The following is a 19,379-nucleotide window of genomic DNA, read 5'->3' as shown; positions in this document are numbered from 1 at the left end:
TCCTCGCTTACTCATGGGTTCCCTACATCAGTATCGGCTTGCGCCCAGTTTTCAAAGGCGGCGCGCATGCTCTCAGGTATCGCACGGGGCCGGTAGCGGTCAGCACTGACGCAGGCCACCAGAACTTCCCCTTCACACAGCAAATCATCTTCCGCCCGCATGACCTGCTGGCGAAAGCGAATACTTGCACGCTTGGTTTCCAAGACAGCCGCAGAGACGACAAGTTCATCATCGAGTCGAGCAGGCGCGTAGTAGCGTGCCGTCACAGAGTGCACAACAAAGATGACGTTCTCTCTTTGCAAGGCACTTTGATCGAACCCCAGAGTGCGGACCAGCTCCGTCCGCGCACGCTCCATAAACTTAAGATAATTGACGTAGTAGACGATGCCACCGGCATCGGTATCTTCAAAGTAGACGCGGGCTTTCAGCACGAATGGCGGCCCTGGACGTTCAACGCGCATAATGTAGAGCCAAGTCGGCGTTTTGCATAGTGGGCAACCTCGCTAAATGCAAAATATTTTTCAAGGCGAATCCGGCGCCGCCGGGTCGTCGAACAGATCGGCTGACAAGGAGACCATGCGGCTGGGCAGGTTCAGGCCGAAATGCAGGTAGGCATGCCGGGTGACGACGCGTCCGCGGGGCGTGCGCATGATGAAGCCCTGTTGAATCAGATAGGGCTCGAGCACGTCTTCAATGGTATGCCGCTCTTCGCTGATGGCCGCCGCCAGATTGTCGATCCCTACCGGGCCGCCGTCGAACTTGTCGATCATCGTCAGCAACAGCCGCCGATCCATATGATCAAAGCCCTGCTCGTCCACATCCAGCAAATTCAAAGCCTTGTCCGCTACCTCGCGGCTAATCACGCCCTGACTGCGCACCTCGGCAAAATCACGCACCCGGCGCAACAGGCGATTGGCTATACGCGGCGTACCCCTCGAACGGCGCGCAATTTCGCGGGCACCGGCCGGATCCATTTCAAGACCGAGAATGCCGGCCGAGCGGCCGACGATGGTGGCCAGATCATCCACACCGTAGAACTCGAGCCGTTGCACAATGCCGAAACGGTCGCGTAGCGGATTGGTCAGCATGCCCGCGCGGGTAGTCGCGCCCACCAGGGTAAAGGGCGGCAGATCCAGCTTGATGGAGCGCGCCGCCGGCCCTTCGCCGATCATGATGTCGAGTTGATAGTCCTCCATCGCCGGATAGAGAATTTCTTCCACCACCGGCGAGAGACGATGGATTTCATCGATAAAGAGCACGTCACCGGCTTCGAGATTGGTCAAGAGTGCAGCAAGATCTCCGGCCCGCTCCAGTACCGGCCCGGAAGTGCTTTTGATCTTGGCGCCCATTTCCTGGGCAATGATATTGGCCAGGGTAGTCTTGCCCAGACCGGGCGGGCCGAAGATGAGCACGTGATCCAGCGCTTCGCCGCGCCCCTTGGCGGCCTTGATGAACAACTCCATCTGCTCGCGCACCGCCGGCTGGCCAATATATTCAGCCAGCTTGAGCGGGCGAATCGCCCGATCTATTACCTCTTCCTGTTGCCGCGGGGTCGCGGCAATCAAACGGTCTTCTTCAAGCATGCGGTGTCCATCGTGGTATGACGTGCGAGCTGGTTACACCATGCCCTTGAGTGCGCGACGAATCAACTCTTCGCTGGAAAGCCCTTCTTCATCTACTGCCGCCACTGCCTTGCTGGCCTCCTGGGGCTTGTAACCCAGGGAAATCAGCGCACTGACCGCATCGACACTGGGCTTGGCAGTTGCCGTGGTAGCGGACGAAGAGGCTGCGAGCGGCACACTGCCGGGCAACGTTTCCCACACCTTGAAACGATCACGCAGCTCGATCAGCAGGCGTTCGGCGGTTTTCTTGCCGACACCGGGAACCCGCACCAGGGCGCTGACATCCTGATGCTGCACCGCCATAACCAGCTCGTCGACATCCATGCCGGACATCAGCGCCAGCGCCAGCTTGGGGCCAACGCCATTGAGCCGGATCAGCTCGCGAAACAGCTGCCGGCCGCGCTTGTCGGCAAAGGCATACAACAGCTGCGCATCTTCGCGCACCACCATATGTGTATGCAGGGTGACCCGCTCACCCAGGCCCGGCAGTTGGTAAAAGGTGCTCATGGGCGCGTCCAGCTCGTAACCCACGCCATGCACGTCCAGCACTATATGGGGCGGCTGCTTTTCCAGCAGCACTCCGGTCAGTCGGCCTATCACTCAGCTAATCTCCTTGTTTCAACGTCGGCGCAGACGGCCCGAGCGCATGGCCAGTGCAGCGTTGCCCATCTGCTGCTGCACGCCGCTGAAATGCGCATGGCACAGGGCGATCGCCAGGGCATCGGCGGCATCGGCCTGGGGCGTTCCGCCCAACCCCAGCAATTGCGTCACCATGTGCTGCACCTGCTTCTTGTCCGCCGCGCCTGTACCCACTACCGACTGCTTCACCTGTCGCGCACTGTACTCGTTCACCGCCAGACCGGCGTGCACCGCCGCCACAATGGCAGCCCCCCGCGCCTGCCCCAGCTTGAGCGCAGAGTCCGGGTTGCGCGCCATGAATACCTGCTCGATGCTGACCACCTCGGGGTGGTACTGAGTGATCAGCTCGGACAGATACTGAAAAATCTTCTGCAGGCGCTCGGGGAAGGGTCCATCACCCAAGCGAATGCACCCGGACGTTACGTATTCGGACCGCCCGGCCTGATGCCGCACTATACCGAACCCGGTAATCCGCGAGCCGGGGTCAATCCCCAAAATCACTGCCATTGCGCTGCTACCTTCACGGCCTGAGATGGCTATAAAAAAGGGAGGCACCAGCCTCCCTCGGGGTCGAGTCTACGCCAGGTTCACCCCAGCTGCTCGATGATTTCGTCACTGATCTCGGCATTGCTGTAGACGTTCTGCACGTCATCCAGATCTTCCAGCATATCGACCAGCCGTATTATCTGTTCCGCCGTATCCAGATCCAGTTCAGCCTGGGTTGAAGGAATCATCGTGAGGTCGGCGGACGCCCCAACAAAACCGGCCGCTTCCAGGCCATCACGCACCGCACCAAAATCGGCAAAGCTGGTGAAAACATCGAACGAACCGTCTGCGTTGGCGACCACATCTTCCGCACCCGCTTCCAATGCCGCCTCCATCAGTGCGTCTTCATCCGCGCCAGCGGCAAAGCTGATCTGCCCACGCCGGGTGAAAAGGTAGGCCACAGAGCCATCGGTACCCAGGTTACCACCACACTTGTTGAAGGCGTGGCGCACCTCACCGACGGTACGATTGCGATTGTCGGTCAGTGCCTCGACCAGAATGGCCACACCGCCAGCGCCATAACCTTCATAGGTCAGCTCTTCCATGTTGTCGGCATCATTGCTGCCGGCACCACGGGCTATCGCGCGATCTATGGTATCGCGGGTCATGTTGGCAGCCAGCGCCTTGTCTACCGCTGTGCGCAAACGCGGATTGTCCGCCGGACTGCCACCGCCTACCTTGGCCGACACGGTCAGCTCACGGATCAGCTTGGTGAAGATCTTGCCGCGCTTGGCATCCTGCGCGGCCTTGCGGTGCTTGATATTGGCCCATTTGGAATGACCGGCCATAAACCCTCGACTCCAGTATCCGGAATGCCTTGCCCTGCCCCGCCAGGGCGGGGCAGATATTGCCCGTTACTCTACCTTGGTCTGCTCGCGCAGACGGATGCTCAGCTCGCGCAGCGCCTTGTTGTCGACCAAACCTGGCGCCTGAGTCATCACACAGGCCGCACTCTGGGTTTTCGGGAAGGCGATGACTTCACGGATTGACTGCGCGCCAGTCACCAGCATCACCAGACGATCCAGACCAAAGGCCAGCCCCCCGTGCGGCGGCGCGCCGAACTTCAATGCATCAAGCAGGAAGCCGAACTTCTCCTGCTGCTCCTCAGGGCTGATACCCAGAATATTGAATACCGCCTGCTGCATTTCCTTGCGGTGAATACGAATGGAACCGCCACCCAGCTCGGTGCCGTTGAGCACCATGTCGTAGGCGCGCGACAGCGCAGTGGCCGGGTCGGCCTGCAGTGCCTCAGGCGAGCACTTGGGCGCAGTAAACGGGTGATGCAGCGCCGAGAGCGAACCGTCATCGTTTTCTTCAAACATCGGAAAGTCGACCACCCACAGCGGCGCCCACTCGGAAGTCAGCAATTCAAGATCATGACCCAGCTTGATACGTAGTGCGCCCAAAGCCTCGGACACGATCTTGGCCTTGTCGGCGCCAAAGAAGACAATGTCGCCATCCACCGCGCCAACGCGGTCCAGAATCACTTCCAGATTGTCTTCCGGAATGAACTTGACGATCGGTGACTGCAGACCCTCGAAGCCCTTGGCGCGTTCATTGACCTTGATATAGGCCAAACCCTTGGCACCGTAGATGCCGACAAACTTGGTGTAATCATCGATCTGCTTGCGCGGCATGCTCGCGCCGCCGGGTACGCGCAGCGCAGCAACACGCCCCTTGGGATCGTTGGCCGGACCGCTGAACACCTTGAACTCGACGCCGGCCAGCTGATCAGCCACATCGATCAGTTCCAGCGGGTTGCGCAGGTCCGGCTTGTCCGAGCCGTAACGACGCATGGCCTCTGCAAAGGTCATATGCGGGAACTCACCCAGGTCCACGTCCAGCACCTGCTTGAACAGCTGACGGATCATGCCTTCGGTCAGGCCCATGATATCGGCTTCATCCAGGAAACTGGTTTCGATATCGATCTGGGTAAACTCGGGCTGACGGTCAGCGCGCAGGTCTTCATCGCGGAAGCACTTGGCGATCTGATAATAGCGATCAAAACCGGCGACCATCAGCAGCTGCTTGAACAGCTGGGGCGATTGCGGCAGCGCGAAAAAGTGGCCGGGATGGGTGCGACTGGGCACCAGATAGTCGCGCGCGCCCTCAGGGGTGGCGCGGGTCAGAATCGGTGTTTCCACATCCAGAAAGCCGTTCTCGTCCAGATAACGACGGATGCTGCTGGTAATTTGCGAGCGCAACTTGAGCTTGGCTGCCATTTCCGGGCGGCGCAGATCGATAAAGCGATAGCGCAAACGGGTCTCCTCACCAACATCGGAGTACTCATTCAACGGAAACGGAGGTGTATCCGCCTGATTGAGCACTTCCAACTCATAACCCAGCACCTCAATGGCGCCCGATGCCATGTTGGGATTCACCGCGCCGGCAGGGCGAGCGCGGACCTTGCCGCGAATCCGCACCACGTACTCGCTACGCACACTGTCAGCCAACGCGAAAGTTGCTTCCCGATCCGGATCGAAAACCACCTGCGCCAGGCCTTCACGATCGCGTATATCCAGAAAGATCACTCCACCATGGTCGCGACGACGATGAACCCAGCCGCAAAGGGTGATTTCCTGATCCGCCAGCGTTTCGTTCAACTGGCCGCAATAGTGGGTACGCATCATGGTGAGGTGCTTCCTGTGATCGACAAATGGGTATCCGACGCTGTCGGCGTTTAGCGCTGGAACTGGCGCCCGGATAAAAACGGCATAATATACCCGAAAACCGAGCCTCGGGGGGAGACAAAAGCGCACCATTTCAACGGCGTGGCGCGCAGGCTGGCTGCCTGATGCAAGCCAGACAACTGCAGGCGCATCGCCCCTCCAGCTGCCACGACAACAATAAGGTGCACAGCTATCGTCCCGGCGGCAGCACAGCCGGCGTCAGCTCTACAAAACGGCAGCAATATCGGAACTGACGCACATTTTACTGATCTGAGTGGTAGATTAGTTTCTACATACAGCTCTGCCCTGCGGTATACCGCAGGCACGGCGAGTCAAACTGAGTCCAATCAAGGAGCCATGATGAAAATTGACATCGGCATTACCGAAAATGATCGCGCCAAAATTGCTGACGGCCTGTCGCACCTGCTGGCCGACACCTACACGCTCTATCTGAAGACCCACAATTTTCACTGGAACGTCAAGGGCCCGATGTTCCAGACCCTGCACCTGATGTTCGAGACCCACTACAACGAGCTTGCGCTGGCAGTCGACGACATCGCCGAGCGCATCCGTACGCTTGGCTTTCCGGCCCCAGGTACCTACAAACAGTTCGTCGACCTCAGTTCAATCAAGGAAGAGGATGGCGTACCCGAAGCCAAGGAGATGATCAAACTGTTGGTAGAGGGTCACGAGGCCTGCGTACGCACGGCGCGCTCTATCTTCCCGATCTGCGACGAAACCCACGACGAACCTACGGCTGATCTGCTCACCCAGCGCATGCAGACCCATGAAAAAACTGCCTGGATGCTGCGCAGCCTGCTGGAGAGCTGAGCACCGCGGGTTGGCGGCTGTACGGCCGCCAGCCTCCCCTGATATACCTTGGTAGCCATGCTGATTTCAGGTTAGAGTGCGCCGCGGCCAAACCAACGATCCGGCCGCTCCATCGACCTCACGGCATTTACCATCTAAGTATTCAGGGTGAACATTTTGAAAATCCTTCGTTACCTGCATTTGATCATCGGCCTGGCAGCTCTGCTTGCCGGCCTCTATAGCATCGTTCCCTTCCTTACCGAATCCAGCCCGATCGACCATATGGGCCTGCTCGCCCTATTGACGGGGCTGATCAACCTGCAACAGTACAATCAGGCTGAGCAGACCAACCAGGGCCTCTCTGGCGCGGTAGCCTTGCTGGCGTCAGCGTTACTGATAATCGCCGCCTGCGTCCCCTTTAGCGCCTTGCTGGTCGACAGTCGCATTGCTCCATACGCTACCTGGGCGCTCAGCTTCAGCATTGTTGGCGTCTGCCTGCATACCCTTCTCGTATTGGGTTGCCAACTGAAAGCCATGGCCGCGCGGCGTGCCGCAGCAGCGCCAACCATCAAGACCAAAAGCCCCAAGGCACCAAGGGGAGAGAAGCGCGAGAAAGGCACCGTCAAGTGGTTCAACACCAACAAGGGTTTCGGCTTTATCTCCCGAGACTCCGGATCGGACATCTTTGTCCACTTCCGTGCCATCCAGGGTGAAGGGCATCGTTTTTTGCAGGAAGGACAACGTGTCAGCTACGTGGTAGCAGAGCGCGAAAAAGGCCTGCAAGCCGAACAGGTCGAAGTTCTCGACTGAGGCCCAGCCAGGGTTGCCGCGCCAGCACCGCAACCCGCCATCTTTCTCGCACGCAAGCTGGCGAATCTTGTCTGCCGGGGTTCGCCAGTACTGCCTGGCAGCATTCAAAAGCCGCCCCGATGCAGTGCTATGACCTCTAGTAATGTGGAGGCGGCTGATCGTCGCCTTCGTCCCCCGGCATCAGCGCGACCATATCGGCCTGCCGCTTGGCAACCAGTTCGAGCGAGCGCCGCATGCGGTCCAGCGCAATCTGTTGCTGCCCCAGGGCATCATTCAGGCTTTGGATGGTGTCGTCCTGGAACGCCAGGCGCGTTTCAAGCTCATCCAGGCGCGCCCGAATCATTTGCACTTCATTGGTGCTCATGACGAGACTCCGACAAACTCGATACCCTCTTCCAGCGCCACGTGCACAGTTTTCAACACTTTTGCCAACCCCTCATTACTATAAGGACTTGCCGGCACCTTGCCCCAAACAGGTGCAGGCCAGGCAATATCATCGCGATAGCGGATGATGTGATGAACATGCAGCTGGCTGACCATATTACCCAGCGCCGCAACATTCAATTTATCTGCGTTAAATATACGATGCAGTATCCGCGACAAGTGCACCGACTCGCGCCCCAACTGCAACTGGTCCTCCTCGGTCAACTCGAACACCTCGGAGATGCCCGCGCGACGCGGTACCAGCACAAACCATGGGTAATGGGAATCGTTAATAAGTAGCAGCCGACTGAGCGGAAAGTCACCTACGCTAATGCCGTCTTTTGCCAATTGGGGATGCAACTCGAACATCGGGAACTCCACTTTAGTCTATGAACTAATCCTGAATGCGTCTCAGCAGACACACAGAAAGTCCAAAAGCATGAAATTAATTACAGGCCGTTCACAAAGATGAACGAAAAATGTCGATTTACCGACTCTTATGCTTTATAAAACCAACGCGACAAGGTACTGTTTTTCAAGCGCTTGCTTTCGCATACTATACTTCGATGCTTTAATGTATTGCGGAAAACATGTACCTGAGGCCAGCCAAGAGCCTAACGGTTATTTTTATCAAGGAGCACACCAATGAAAAACGCAGTTAAATGGAGTTCCCTCGCACTCGCAGTAGCCGCCGGTAACGGCATGCTGGCCAGCAGTGCCATGGCGGAAGGCGAAGGTTTTGTAGAAGGCGCGTCTGCCACCCTGTACAACCGCACCGTTTATTTCAACCGTGACTTCCGTGACCCCGGCCAGGGTCAGAGCAAGGCTGACGAAACTGCAACCAGCTTTTTGATGAACTTCGAGTCCGGCTACACCCAGGGCCCTATCGGCTTCGGCGCCGACGTAGTTGCCATGATGGGCGTCAAGCTGGATAGCGGCCGTGGCCGTTCCGGAACCCGCCTGCTGCCTGTTCGCGAAGACGGCAGCGCTCCGCCTGAGTACTCAGAGATCCGCGGCGCGGTAAAAATGGCCGTACTGGATGACACCGTTCTGCGTTACGGTGTGCACTTCCCGGAAAACCCGGTCGCGGCCTATGACGACGCTCGCCTGCTGCCTAACCACTATGAAGGTTATAGCATCACCAACAATTCCATTGATGGGCTGTTCGTTGAAGCCGGCCGTCTGACCGACCGTAGCGAGATGAACGGCTCTGGCGAAACCGATGGTGCGGTGCTCCCTGACGAAGATTTGACCTTTGTAGGCGGCACTTACGCCTTCACGGACAATCTGAGCACTACGCTATACGGCGCTAAAAGCGAAGATTCCTATAATCGTGGCTTCTTCGGTCTGGATTGGACGCTCCCCCTGAACGAAGGCTTGAGCCTTAACACGAACGTTGCTTATTACGACACCAGCGATGAACAATCTGGCGATACCGAGTTTGACAACCAAGCAGGCTCGCTGGCATTCACTTTGAACGCTGGTCACCACGCATTTGGCGTTGCATACCAGCAGATGGAAGGTGATGGTCGCTACGAATACCGCGATGGCGACATATTCATTGCCAACTCGGTTCAGTATCTCGACTTTAATGCCAAGGATGAAAAATCCTATCAAGCGCGCTATGACTATGACTTTGAAGGCTTGGGCATTCCTGGTTTGAGCTTTATGACTCGTTATATCGCCGGTTCCGATATCGATACAGCGTACGAAACAGCGTATAACGGCGGCACTACTGTTAGCCGTGACTCCCGCTGGGAACGCGACAGCGAACTGCAGTACACCGTACAAAACGGCACACTGGAAGGCCTGAACATTCGCTGGCGTAACGCCACCATCCGTCAGGATGCGGCGATTGACGGCGGCGACGTAGACGAAAACCGTCTGATCGTCGGCTACACCTGGAACCTGCTCTAAGCAGACCAGTAGTACCGCGAAAAAACCCGGCTTCGGCCGGGTTTTTTTATTCTCAGCCATCAACTGATCAAGTCTGCCGGGCAGGCTGTACGCCACCTCGGCACAATCGTACAATACCGCACATATCTGCCCGCAATTCCAGGACAAGCCCCACCCATGCGTACCAGCCAATATCTGATTGCCACCCTGAAGGAAACCCCTTCCGACGCCACCGTCATCAGCCACCAGCTGATGCTGCGTGCCGGGATGATCCGCAAGATTGCTTCCGGCCTCTATACCTGGCTGCCCATGGGGCTGCGCGTATTGCGCAAGGTCGAAGCGGTGGTCCGGGATGAAATGGACAAGGCTGGCGCGCTAGAGGTGCTGATGCCCGCCATACAGCCAGCCGAGCTGTGGCAGGAGTCGGGCCGTTGGGAGCAGTACGGGCCTGAGCTGTTGCGCCTGAAGGATCGCCATGACCGCGAGTTCTGTGTCGGCCCCACCCATGAAGAGGTGATTACCGATCTGGCGCGCAACGAGATCACCAGCTACAAGCAACTGCCGCTGAACATGTACCAGATCCAGACCAAGTTTCGTGACGAAATCCGCCCACGCTTTGGCTTGATGCGTGGCCGCGAATTTCTGATGAAGGACGCCTACTCCTTCCACCTGGGCCAGGAGTCGCTACAACAAACCTACGACGACATGTACCAGGCCTACTGCAATATCTTCACTCGTCTGGGCCTCGACTTCCGCCCTGTGGTTGCCGACAACGGCTCCATTGGTGGCGAGGGCTCGCACGAATTTCACGTGCTGGCCGAATCCGGCGAAGATGCCATCGTATTTTCCGACAGCGGCAGTTATGCCGCCAATATGGAGAAAGCCACCGCACAATTGCCCCAGGGCGAGCGCGCCGCACCAAGCCAGGCAAAGACACTGGTCGATACACCCGAGCAGTTCACTATCGACGCAGTGAGCAGCTTCCTCAAGCTACCCGCCAGCCAGTCGGTTAAAACGCTCATCGTGCTGGCCGCAGAGGAAGAGGAAAAGCCGCAGGCGCTGGTAGCGCTGGTGCTGCGCGGTGATCATGAGTTGAACGAGATCAAGGCCGAGAACCACCCTGCCATCAAGTCCCCCCTGACCTTTGCCGCAGAGAGTCAGATCATTGAAGCCATCGGCTGCAAACCCGGCTCCATCGGCCCGGTCGGCATGGACATCAAGGTAATCGCCGATCACAGCGCTGCCCATCTGGCCGATTTTGTCTGCGGCGCCAATCAGGACGGAAAGCATTTTACCGGCGTCAACTGGGAGCGCGACGCGCACTTTGATGAGGTAGCCGATCTGCGCAACGTGGTGGAAGGTGATGCCAGCCCCGATGGTGATGGCACACTGGTGATCAAACGCGGTATAGAAGTCGGCCACATATTCCAGCTTGGGCAGAAATACAGCCAGGCCATGAACTGCACCGTACTGAACGAGCAGGGCAAAACCGCCACCCTGACCATGGGTTGCTACGGTATCGGTGTATCGCGCGTGGTAGCGGCAGCCATTGAACAGAATTACGACGAGCGCGGCATCCTCTGGCCGGACGCGCTGGCGCCTTTCCAGGTAGCGCTGATCCCGCTGAAGCTGGAAAGCTCCGAAGCCGTGCAACAAGCGACTCAGGCGCTCTACGAAGGCTTGCAGCAGGCAGGCATCGAAGTACTGCTGGATGACCGGGACAAGAAGGTTTCCCCTGGCGTCAAGTTCGCCGACATGGACCTTATCGGCATTCCACATCGGGTAGTTATCAGCGACCGGGGCCTGGCTGAAGGTCAGCTGGAGTACAAGTTCCGCCGAGACCAGGAACCCACCACCGTCGCCGTTGATACCATGCTGGACCACCTGCTGGCCAGACTGCGGAAAGCCTGATGGACGCCGCCGTTAGCGTTATCAAATATGCGCGTATAGCCTGGGCGGGTGCAACCCTCGCACTGCTGCAGGCATGCGCCAACCAGATACCCGCCACCGAGCCGACCAGCGGCCGGATGGAGCGTGAACTGGTCAGCCATAGTTTGCATATAGACGTTGGCGAACCGCGTGTGCTCGCCAGCCCGCATCGCAGCATCAAGGTAACAGAAAGCCGCCTGTTCACCCTGACCCAATTCGACTCCGCCGGTAACCAACTCGACCAGCAGGATCAGTTTCAAAGCCTGCCCTGGGCCAATCAGCAGGTCGAGCTCGTAGTCGGCAAGGTACGCGTCAGCCGGCAGACGGATCAAGACGGCCAGTTACGCCTGAATTTGCTGGATGAGGATTTTGTTGGCCTCGACTTCGACGAGGTTCGTATCATTACCTTGAGTGTCAGCGCCGGCCCCGGCGTGCAAACGGACGCTACGCTGCTGGTTGGCCGCGAGTTGCGCAGCAAACTGCGCGAGGCCGAGCAACTGATCTACGACAACCTGGAAGAAGACGACGTCAATCAGTGGGTTTATCGCGTCCAGCGGCTCGCCGCGCTGGGCCTCGATGAGGAATCCAGTCAGCTGGAAAACATGCTTATTCTGTTGACCACCGGCGATCCGCAGCTGCAGGGCGATTTCATTCAGGCGCTGGGTGAAGCCACCACCCAAGAGTGAGCCAGATGATCACAAGGACAGTGATACTGCTGCTTCTGCTATTGCTCGGCAATCAGGCACGAGCCGCCGAGCAGGTAGATCCCGAGCTCAAGGCCGCGCTCATGCGCACCATAGCTCAGGCCGATAGCTTTCAGGACAGGTTTGATGCCGAGGTATGGCTGCTCGACATGTCTACCCGGCTCGCGCCCTTCATCAAGGATGAGAACGAGCGCCTCACGCTGCTTCGCCTGGTGCACCAGCAAGCGCGCCAGGCCAAGCTCAAACCTGATCTGGTCATCGCGGTGATGCACGCGGAAAGTCTGTTTGATCGCTATGCGCTGTCGAGCGTGGGCGCCCAGGGCGTCATGCAGGTAATGCCATTCTGGAAGGCGGAACTCGGTCGCCCGGAAGACAATCTGATCGACCTGGCCACCAACCTGCGCTACGGCTGCGCCATCCTGAAGTTTTATCTCGACAAGGAACAGGGCGACCTGCGCCGGGCTCTGGCGCGCTACAACGGCAGCCTGGGCAGCAGCCGCTATCCCGACAAGGTACTCGATTACTGGTATACCTACTGGTACGTCAACGAGTGATCACAGTTGCACAAAGCCAGCTATGTCCTGCCAGGCACAAGCGCTGATTTCGACCTGGTCTACCTCGGCTTTCGCCGGCCCCTTGCCCAGCCATGACACCATGGCCTCCACTGCCTCGGTATCACCGCACAACAGCGCACTGACACTACCATCGTCCTGGTTGCGCACCCAGCCATCCACCGAAAGCCGCGTTGCCTGCCGCACCGTGGCCTGCCGGAAGCCCACGCCCTGTACCTTGCCTGTCACCTTCACCTGCATGCAAATTGTGCTCACAAGCACCTCGCTAACGGAATCTCAATGGGTTGTACTCAAGAAGGGCGCGAGATCCTGGTAATGTTGCGGCCCGCGCAATGTGTGCAGCACCTCGCCCTGTTCATCCAGAATGTAAGTGGTAGGTAGCACCTCGGGTTTGGCCAGCCCCTTGGCAGCGGCAAAATCCGCTCCCAGCACCGCAAACTCGATATTCATCTGCTCGGTCGCCGCCAGCAACTCCTCGCCCGTGGCGCCGTCAAAGTCGATACCTATCACTCGCGCCTGAGGAAAATCACGCGCCAGGCGGTTCAACTCTGGCAGCTCATCCCGGCAGGGCCCGCACCACTGGGCCCAATAGTTGACCACAACCCGCTTGCCTTCAAGGTCTTGTGCCAAGACCTGGTTACCATGCTGATCTGGCCAACCCGCAGGACCACAAGCGCCGAGCAACAAACAAAAAGCAAACAGAAGCACACTGCGACAGAAAAACATCAGCCCCCCTCGACGGTCGAATTTTCCGGTTCGGTGGTGACCGACGGCGGGCCGATCAACCACTGTTTCACGCTACCCTTGAGAGCGCTACGGCGCTGCTCGTCCGCCTCGGCCAGGGCCTCGCTGAATGCTGGAAACCAGTCGCCAGCACCAACCACAGCGGCGGGCAACTGTTCATTGACCAGCATGGGCTCGGGCATGCGTTCAAGCAAGGTAGCCAGCTCCATGGCTCCCATATCGCGGCAGAGCACGTAACAGCCCTGCTGCGTGCGAGTAATGATGCGCTCGGCCTCAAGCCACTCGGTCAGACGCACCCATTGCTCTTCGTGCAAGATCCATCCCGCATCATTGACGCGCACCAGGTCCACCTGCTGACCTTCACGCTGGGCCTGCAGAAACACCCGCATCACTACCAGCAGATTGATCATCCAGGGGTGATCGGGACGCCGCCAGGCCGAACCGCTACCCAAATTACTGACCACTTCCGCGCCAAGCAGGATGATCATCCAACTGACGTAGATCCACAGCAGAAAAATCGGCACCGCAGCGAAGGCGCCGTAGATCAACTGATATCCGGGAAAGAGTTTCACATAGAGTGCAAAACAGGCTTTGGCTCCTTCAAACAGCAAAGCCACCAGTACCCCTCCAATCAAGCCGTGGCGCAGGGGTACCCGGGTATTGGGTACGGCGACGAACAGCAGGGTGAACGCGGTAATACTCAATAGCAGCGGCAGCCAATAGAGCACCGCCTGCCAGGCAAACTCCAGCACCACCCCTTCACGCAGAAAGGACATGGACGCGAGGAAGGTGCTGATGACGAAACCGGCGCCCAGCAGCAATGGTCCCAGACTGAGCACCGCCCAGTACAGCAGGAAACTCGACAGGCCGCGCCTGGGCTGCCGAATACGCCAGATCGCATTGAACGCCTTCTCGATGTTCACCAGCATCATCAGCGCGGTGATCATCAGCAGCGCAACACCAACGCCGGTCAGCTGTCGAGCCTGATTGGAAAACTCACCGAGATACTCGCGCAGCGCAGCGCCAGTGGAAGGTACAAAATTGTCGAAAATGAATGCTTCAACCTGCCCACCTACCTGATCAAACGCCGGGATGGCGGCGAGCATGGCATAGGCAACGGTCATTACCGGTACAACCGCGAACAGGGTTGTGTAGGTCAGCGCTGCGGCATTCTTTACACAGTGATCTTCACTGAAGCGGCGCAGAAGGTGGCGACAAAAGTGAAGAAACACATTTAGGTGACGCGACATTCAAGCTCCCTGACAGCCCGGTGCATTAACGCTTAGAATAAACCCCATCATTCGCTTAGACCATCGGCGTCAGGCTACAGCGTCTTCAGCCAAGGAGAAAAAAGCATGTCTCAGGTTACCATCTACCATAACCCACGCTGTTCCAAATCCCGCCAGGCGCTCGAGTTGCTGGAAAACCAGGGCGCCGACATTCAAGTCGTGCGTTACATCGAAGAGCCATTAAGCAACGCTGCCCTCAGCGAGCTGCTACTGATGTTGGACATCAGCGCGCGCGAGTTGATGCGCAAGGGTGAAGATGTTTACCAGGAACTGAAGCTGGACAATCCCGAGTTGAGCGAAGCGCAGCTGGTCCAGGCACTGGCAGATTACCCGCGTCTGATAGAGCGGCCGATCGTGGTACGTGACGGCAAGGCAGTGATTGGACGGCCACCGGAAAAAGTACTGGAGCTGTTCGCATGAGCGCGGCTTTGCCTTATGTACTGGTGCTCTACTACAGCCGCCACGGCGCGACCGCAGAGATGGCCAGACACATCGCCAACGGCGTGGAGCAAAGCGGTCTGGAAGCCAGGCTGCGCACAGTCCCACCGGTGGCAGCGGAAACCAGCAGCAGCCTGCCGCAGGTGCCCGCCGAGGGTGCTGTGTATTGCACCGAAGAGGATCTCAAACACTGCGCTGCGCTGGTGCTCGGCAGCCCTACCCGCTTCGGCAACATGGCCGCGCCACTGAAATACTTCATCGATGGCACCAGCAATCTCTGGCTGGCCGGCAGCCTGTGCAACAAGCCTGGCGCCGTGTTCACCTCCACGGCCAGTCTGCATGGCGGCCAGGAAGCGACGCTGCTGTCCATGCAGCTGCCGCTGCTGCATCACGGCATGCTGCTGGTAGGCCTGCCGTATACCGAGGCAGCCCTGACCGAAACCCAGGGCGGCGGTACACCTTACGGCGCCAGCCATCACGCCGGCGCCCAGGGCAACCGCAACCTCGACAAGCACGAAACCGGGCTGTGCGTTGCCCTGGGCAAGCGGGTCGGCAGTATCACCCGCCAGCTGGCTGCGGGGGCATCCAGTGGCCAGTAAAGACAAACCCTTGCCGCCCTTGCACTACCTTCAACCGCGCATTCGGATCAGCCGCTTAATCGCGCTGGCTGGCTATCTGGGCCTGATGCTCGGCATGCTGGCCTATAATCTGTTGGTGGCCGATATGCACGGCGCCAATCCCGTGATCATCATCGGCGTTCAGCTTTTTCCCTTGCTGATCTTTTTGCCAGGCATGCTTACCGCACACGTGCGTACCCATGCCTGGCTGTGCTTCGCCATCAATCTCTATTTCATTCAGGGCGTATTGATCTGCTTTCAGCCGGGACGGCTGTATTACGGGCTGTTCATGAGTGGCTTCAGCGTGCTGTATTTTCTTGCCGCGCTCTACTTCGTGCGTTGGTCATTTCAGGCCCAGCGCGTGCAGCTGGGCGAGACGACCCGCTGAATCACCAACCCATCTCGCGCTTGACGAAGGGAATCGTCAAACGGTGCTGGGCTTGCAAGGAGGCTTGATCCAAACGTTCCAGCGCGGCAAACAGCTCCACCATGCCGCGGGCGCCACGGCTGAGGATATAGCGCGCCACCTCATCGTTGAGCTGCAGGCCCCGTTGGGCGGCGCGCAACTTGAGCACTTCCTGTTTGCCCTGGTCGTCCAGCGTCTGCAGCTGAAATACCAGTCCCCAGCTCAACCGCGAGGCCAAGTCAGCCAAGCCCAGCGCCAATGCCCGAGGCGCGGCGCCAGCGGCAATCAGCAAACGGCCACCCTGCTCGCGCAGGCGGTTGTACAAATGAAACAGAGCTTCTTCCCAATCGGGGCGACCGACCACGGCGTCCAGTTGATCAATACAAAGCAGTTCGACCGACTCCATGCCTTCGAGCAGCGCGGGAGACTCATCAGCCAGTTCGTCCAGCGGCAGATACATAGCCAGCGCACCGGCGTCGGCCATCGCGTGGCAGGCGGCCTGCAGCAGGTGCGAGCGACCGGAACCCTCCGCGCCCCAGAGAAACAGACAATTGTCCTGCGGCTCGATCTGGGGATCAGCGAAGCTGCGTACGGCGGTCACCACCGCCTGGTTAGGGCCATGGAAATAGTTTGCGAAGGTCGCCTCATCGCGCAGCTTGATACCCAGGGGTAATTGTACCGGTTGCCCACCTGCCATTACTTCTGTTCCACCTCGTTGGTTTCCACATCTTCAGCCACATCGGCCGCGACCGGTATATGGCCGTACGCGGCCGATTCACGGTAGCGCTGATAGAAGTAACGCACCAACACCATCGCAACTGCTGCCAGCGGCAGGGCGAGCAGAATACCAACAAAGCCGAACAGCTGTCCGCCGGCCAGAATAGCGAAGATCACCGCTACCGGGTGCAGGCCAATGCGATCGCCCACCAACAGTGGCGTAAGCACCATACCTTCGATCATCTGCCCCACGCTGAATACCGCGACCACCGCCACGAGATGAAAGATGTCGCCAAACTGGAAGATGGCCGCGATCAACGCTGCCGCAATGCCGACAAAGAAACCGAGATAGGGAACGATGCTGGCCAGCCCGGCCAGCAGCCCGATCAGCAGTGCCAGCTCCAGACCGACCATCCACAGGCCCAGCCAGTAGATAACGCCCAGACAGGTCATCACCAGCAGTTGACCGCGTATGAAGGCTCCCAGAACCTCGTCGCAGTCGTGCATCAGCCTGACTACCAGTGGCTCGTGGTGACGCGGAATCATGTCGCGGCAGCGCGCCACAATCAGATCCCAATCACGCAGCAGGTAAAAGCCGACGACCGGGATCATCACCAGATTGGCAGCCAGGGTCAGCAGGGCCATGGTTGACTGAGTCGCCTTGGCCACCACCATGGCTACGATACTGGTGGTTTGACCCAGATGTTCCTTCAGCCCTTCCTTCACGCTATCCAGACGAAAATCACTGACACTGATGCCCACTCGCCCTTCTACCCAGGGCAGAGCGCTATTGTGAAACCAGTCGATCATCGCCGGGATGTTATCTCGCAGCGTGGAAATCTGATGCCCCAACATGGGAATCAGAATAATCAGAGCGATTACCAGCACGCTGGTCGCCACCGCAAAGACCACCACCACTCCGAGCGTGCGCGACAGACCCTTGTTCTCCAGACGATCAACAATGGGATCGCCGAGGTAAGCCAGCAGCATACCGATCAGAAATGGCGAGAGAATGGGCTGCAGAAAGTAGACCAGCGCCAGAAACGCGGCCAGGCCAGCGACCCAATACCACCGATAATCAGAAGTCATATTCCATCCTTAGCAACTGGTCGAGAACCCGAAATCCGCTTGCACGTGCGGCATTGCCCGGCAGAATAACCTATCGCCAGCGGTAGTAAAGTGACTTGCGGTTATCCGCTGGCGCCGCCGGGACCAAATCCTGCGGCTTGTCTGCGGCAGCATTCTGCGCGGCCAGCGGGGCGTCCGCATCTGCGGTTTCGGGCGTGGCCGTTTGCGTCGCAGACTGCTCCATCGGCTCGCTGCCAGTCTCCGCGGCTGCTGGCCCGGCAGGTACAGCAGCATTGGTCATAGGTATTTCTGCCGGCTGGGCCGGGGGCTCGACCGATACCAGGCGCTGGTCCAGCATCAACATGCGTTGCAATTGAGACTCGTCGCCGGGGAAGTCGAAGGTGAAAATCACCTCATCGCCGCGCATCGATACCAGTTGCGGGGTGGCCTGGGTGCCCATCTGCTGCAACATGCGCTGCAGCCGCGAGAACTGCTCCAGACTGTTCACGCCACTGATATGCAGGCGCCAACCGGTGAGTTGATCGCTGGGCAGGCTGGTCACCGCGTACTGCTCGAAAACCGCCTGGGCCAATGCCTGCATCAACTCGTCCGCCGCTGCCCAGGGATCAGCCGCCTGCGCCTTGCCGGTTGACGCCTTGTCGTTCAACCAGAAGGTCCACTGCAGAGCCCAGGACTCTTCGCCCTGCTGAGCCTGCAAAGCCAACACACCTTCGGCCGGGTAACGTTTGCTGGCCTCGCTTAGCACTGTCTGGTCGGCCTTGAGAATGTCCGCCTCGGCGACGCTGGTGCGATCCTGCAGATCCGCCAGCGGTTGCGTCAGGGCCACACCACGGTAGGCAGCAGCGGCGCGCAGGGCTTGCCCCATTTCACCGCCCGATGACAAAAAGTCTTCGCCCAGGGGGCTCGTCTGCACTGCCCAAACCAGGACGCCAGGGCGGTTACGGCCCAGCATCGGCACATCCGCCTGAGCCAGCGCATCGCGCAGCAACACAGGGTCGAACTCCACCCGCATACCGCCCTGGTCGTCGAGGGCCCCGATCTGCCGGGTAACTTTGCTCGGCTCGGCCATGATTGCCGCCAGAGGACCCTTGTCCAGCACCACATCAGGGCCCGCCAGCCGTTGCAGCATGACGCGGGTAGCGGTATCCAGCTGGACGGATTGCTGCGCGCCCTCGGCAGGCGGCACCTGCACCTGATAAAGCGACTCCAGCACCGCCGCATGGGTACACAGAGGCAGGGCAGAAAACAGGCTGATCAGCAGGGTTCGCAGCAAAGGCATGGGGCAATTCCGTCGAAGTGGCAATGCGCCGGCAGTGGATGGTTCCGGCGGTTTCAAACAGCCTACATTAAACAAGGCCGGGTAGCGCAGCAACCACAGCGCAGAAACTCGCGTCGGCATGGCTCTGACCTGCATGAATTGCTAAACTAGCGCGCTATCCCGGCCCAAAGGCGGCAATCC

The 19,379-nt window shown here is 58.9% G+C and carries 23 protein-coding genes; 9 read left to right on the top strand and 14 right to left on the bottom strand.

The window, feature by feature from the left end:
- Positions 1 to 11 precede the first annotated feature (11 nt).
- The 6 genes from ybgC to aspS form a co-directional block, all read right to left on the bottom strand.
- On the bottom strand, positions 12 to 461 hold the full coding sequence (gene ybgC / locus V7756_RS05550; protein ID WP_335609164.1) for a tol-pal system-associated acyl-CoA thioesterase: 450 nt from the start codon (positions 459 to 461) through the stop codon (positions 12 to 14).
- 60 nt (positions 462 to 521) lie between these two features.
- Positions 522 to 1,583 (bottom strand): Holliday junction branch migration DNA helicase RuvB, encoded by a 1,062-nt coding sequence (gene ruvB, locus V7756_RS05545; protein ID WP_335609163.1) that lies wholly within the window; start codon positions 1,581 to 1,583, stop codon positions 522 to 524.
- A gap of 33 nt (positions 1,584 to 1,616) precedes the next feature.
- Positions 1,617 to 2,222, bottom strand: a complete 606-nt coding sequence (ruvA, locus tag V7756_RS05540; protein ID WP_335609162.1) for a Holliday junction branch migration protein RuvA — start codon at positions 2,220 to 2,222, stop codon at positions 1,617 to 1,619.
- Between the two features lie 18 nt (positions 2,223 to 2,240).
- Positions 2,241 to 2,768 carry a crossover junction endodeoxyribonuclease RuvC gene (gene ruvC, locus V7756_RS05535; RefSeq protein ID WP_335609161.1) on the bottom strand — a complete coding sequence of 176 codons (528 nt, stop codon included), beginning with the start codon at positions 2,766 to 2,768 and terminating at the stop codon, positions 2,241 to 2,243.
- An 80-nt stretch (positions 2,769 to 2,848) separates the two neighbouring features.
- Positions 2,849 to 3,595, bottom strand: a complete 747-nt coding sequence (locus V7756_RS05530) for a YebC/PmpR family DNA-binding transcriptional regulator (protein ID WP_335609160.1) — start codon at positions 3,593 to 3,595, stop codon at positions 2,849 to 2,851.
- A 66-nt stretch (positions 3,596 to 3,661) separates the two neighbouring features.
- Positions 3,662 to 5,437 carry an aspartate--tRNA ligase gene (gene aspS, locus V7756_RS05525; RefSeq protein WP_335609159.1) on the bottom strand — a complete coding sequence of 592 codons (1,776 nt, stop codon included), beginning with the start codon at positions 5,435 to 5,437 and terminating at the stop codon, positions 3,662 to 3,664.
- 399 nt (positions 5,438 to 5,836) lie between these two features.
- Between aspS and V7756_RS05520 the strand changes: the two genes are divergently transcribed.
- Entirely contained in the window at positions 5,837 to 6,307 is a 471-nt protein-coding gene (locus V7756_RS05520) for a Dps family protein (RefSeq protein WP_335609158.1), read from the top strand.
- A gap of 156 nt (positions 6,308 to 6,463) precedes the next feature.
- Positions 6,464 to 7,096: a cold-shock protein gene (locus tag V7756_RS05515; RefSeq protein ID WP_335609157.1), complete on the top strand. Its 633-nt coding sequence runs from the start codon at positions 6,464 to 6,466 to the stop codon at positions 7,094 to 7,096.
- 136 nt (positions 7,097 to 7,232) lie between these two features.
- Here V7756_RS05515 and V7756_RS05510 read toward each other — a convergent pair whose 3' ends face one another.
- On the bottom strand, positions 7,233 to 7,460 hold the full coding sequence (locus tag V7756_RS05510) for a SlyX family protein (RefSeq protein WP_335609156.1): 228 nt from the start codon (positions 7,458 to 7,460) through the stop codon (positions 7,233 to 7,235).
- Positions 7,457 to 7,888 (bottom strand): HIT domain-containing protein, encoded by a 432-nt coding sequence (locus tag V7756_RS05505; protein ID WP_335609155.1) that lies wholly within the window; start codon positions 7,886 to 7,888, stop codon positions 7,457 to 7,459. Before V7756_RS05505 ends, V7756_RS05510 begins: the two co-directional genes overlap by 4 nt.
- Before the next feature lie 276 nt (positions 7,889 to 8,164).
- Here V7756_RS05505 and V7756_RS05500 point away from each other — a divergent pair, with 276 nt between their 5' ends.
- The 4 genes from V7756_RS05500 (at position 8,165) to V7756_RS05485 (ending at position 12,602) form a co-directional block, all read left to right on the top strand.
- Positions 8,165 to 9,436, top strand: a complete 1,272-nt coding sequence (locus V7756_RS05500) for an OprD family porin (protein WP_335609154.1) — start codon at positions 8,165 to 8,167, stop codon at positions 9,434 to 9,436.
- A gap of 156 nt (positions 9,437 to 9,592) precedes the next feature.
- Positions 9,593 to 11,326 (top strand): proline--tRNA ligase, encoded by a 1,734-nt coding sequence (locus tag V7756_RS05495; protein ID WP_335609153.1) that lies wholly within the window; start codon positions 9,593 to 9,595, stop codon positions 11,324 to 11,326.
- A complete protein-coding gene (locus V7756_RS05490) occupies positions 11,326 to 12,030 on the top strand; it encodes a hypothetical protein (protein WP_335609152.1) in 705 nt (234 codons plus the stop codon). Before V7756_RS05495 ends, V7756_RS05490 begins: the two co-directional genes overlap by 1 nt.
- Positions 12,031 to 12,035: 5 nt before the next feature.
- On the top strand, positions 12,036 to 12,602 hold the full coding sequence (locus V7756_RS05485; RefSeq protein WP_335609151.1) for a lytic transglycosylase domain-containing protein: 567 nt from the start codon (positions 12,036 to 12,038) through the stop codon (positions 12,600 to 12,602).
- On the opposite strand, the gene V7756_RS05480 is transcribed toward V7756_RS05485, so the two are convergent.
- Genes V7756_RS05480 through V7756_RS05470 form a run of 3 tightly spaced genes read right to left on the bottom strand, consistent with a single transcriptional unit; the run spans position 12,603 to position 14,614 of the window.
- Positions 12,603 to 12,875, bottom strand: a complete 273-nt coding sequence (locus V7756_RS05480; RefSeq protein WP_335609150.1) for an acylphosphatase — start codon at positions 12,873 to 12,875, stop codon at positions 12,603 to 12,605.
- 21 nt (positions 12,876 to 12,896) lie between these two features.
- Entirely contained in the window at positions 12,897 to 13,346 is a 450-nt protein-coding gene (locus V7756_RS05475; protein ID WP_335609149.1) for a TlpA family protein disulfide reductase, read from the bottom strand.
- On the bottom strand, positions 13,346 to 14,614 hold the full coding sequence (locus V7756_RS05470; RefSeq protein ID WP_335609148.1) for a YihY family inner membrane protein: 1,269 nt from the start codon (positions 14,612 to 14,614) through the stop codon (positions 13,346 to 13,348). The genes V7756_RS05475 and V7756_RS05470 overlap by 1 nt, the downstream gene beginning before the upstream one ends.
- Positions 14,615 to 14,719: 105 nt before the next feature.
- On the opposite strand from V7756_RS05470, the gene arsC reads away from it, so the two are divergent.
- The 3 genes from arsC to V7756_RS05455 are packed head-to-tail and all read left to right on the top strand — an operon-like array spanning position 14,720 to position 16,096.
- Complete coding sequence (arsC, locus tag V7756_RS05465) at positions 14,720 to 15,073, top strand: arsenate reductase (glutaredoxin) (RefSeq protein WP_335609147.1); 354 nt, start codon at positions 14,720 to 14,722, stop codon at positions 15,071 to 15,073.
- Positions 15,070 to 15,690, top strand: a complete 621-nt coding sequence (gene wrbA, locus V7756_RS05460) for an NAD(P)H:quinone oxidoreductase (RefSeq protein ID WP_335609146.1) — start codon at positions 15,070 to 15,072, stop codon at positions 15,688 to 15,690. The genes arsC and wrbA overlap by 4 nt, the downstream gene beginning before the upstream one ends.
- Entirely contained in the window at positions 15,680 to 16,096 is a 417-nt protein-coding gene (locus V7756_RS05455) for a DUF2069 domain-containing protein (RefSeq protein ID WP_335609145.1), read from the top strand. Before wrbA ends, V7756_RS05455 begins: the two co-directional genes overlap by 11 nt.
- Position 16,097: 1 nt before the next feature.
- On the opposite strand, the gene hda is transcribed toward V7756_RS05455, so the two are convergent.
- From hda to V7756_RS05440, 3 genes are all read right to left on the bottom strand, one after another.
- Positions 16,098 to 16,811 (bottom strand): DnaA regulatory inactivator Hda, encoded by a 714-nt coding sequence (gene hda, locus V7756_RS05450; RefSeq protein ID WP_335609144.1) that lies wholly within the window; start codon positions 16,809 to 16,811, stop codon positions 16,098 to 16,100.
- A complete protein-coding gene (locus tag V7756_RS05445; protein WP_335609143.1) occupies positions 16,811 to 17,920 on the bottom strand; it encodes an AI-2E family transporter in 1,110 nt (369 codons plus the stop codon). The genes hda and V7756_RS05445 overlap by 1 nt, the downstream gene beginning before the upstream one ends.
- 70 nt (positions 17,921 to 17,990) lie before the next feature.
- A complete protein-coding gene (locus V7756_RS05440; RefSeq protein ID WP_335609142.1) occupies positions 17,991 to 19,199 on the bottom strand; it encodes a DUF2066 domain-containing protein in 1,209 nt (402 codons plus the stop codon).
- Between the last annotated feature and the right edge of the window lie 180 nt (positions 19,200 to 19,379).

The organism is Halopseudomonas sp. (genome assembly GCF_036961105.1).
In the GTDB taxonomy this organism is placed as follows: Bacteria; Pseudomonadota; Gammaproteobacteria; order Pseudomonadales; family Pseudomonadaceae; genus Halopseudomonas.
The sequence above is the reverse complement of the archived record's forward strand: the minus strand, read 5'-3'. Positions and strand labels throughout refer to the sequence as shown.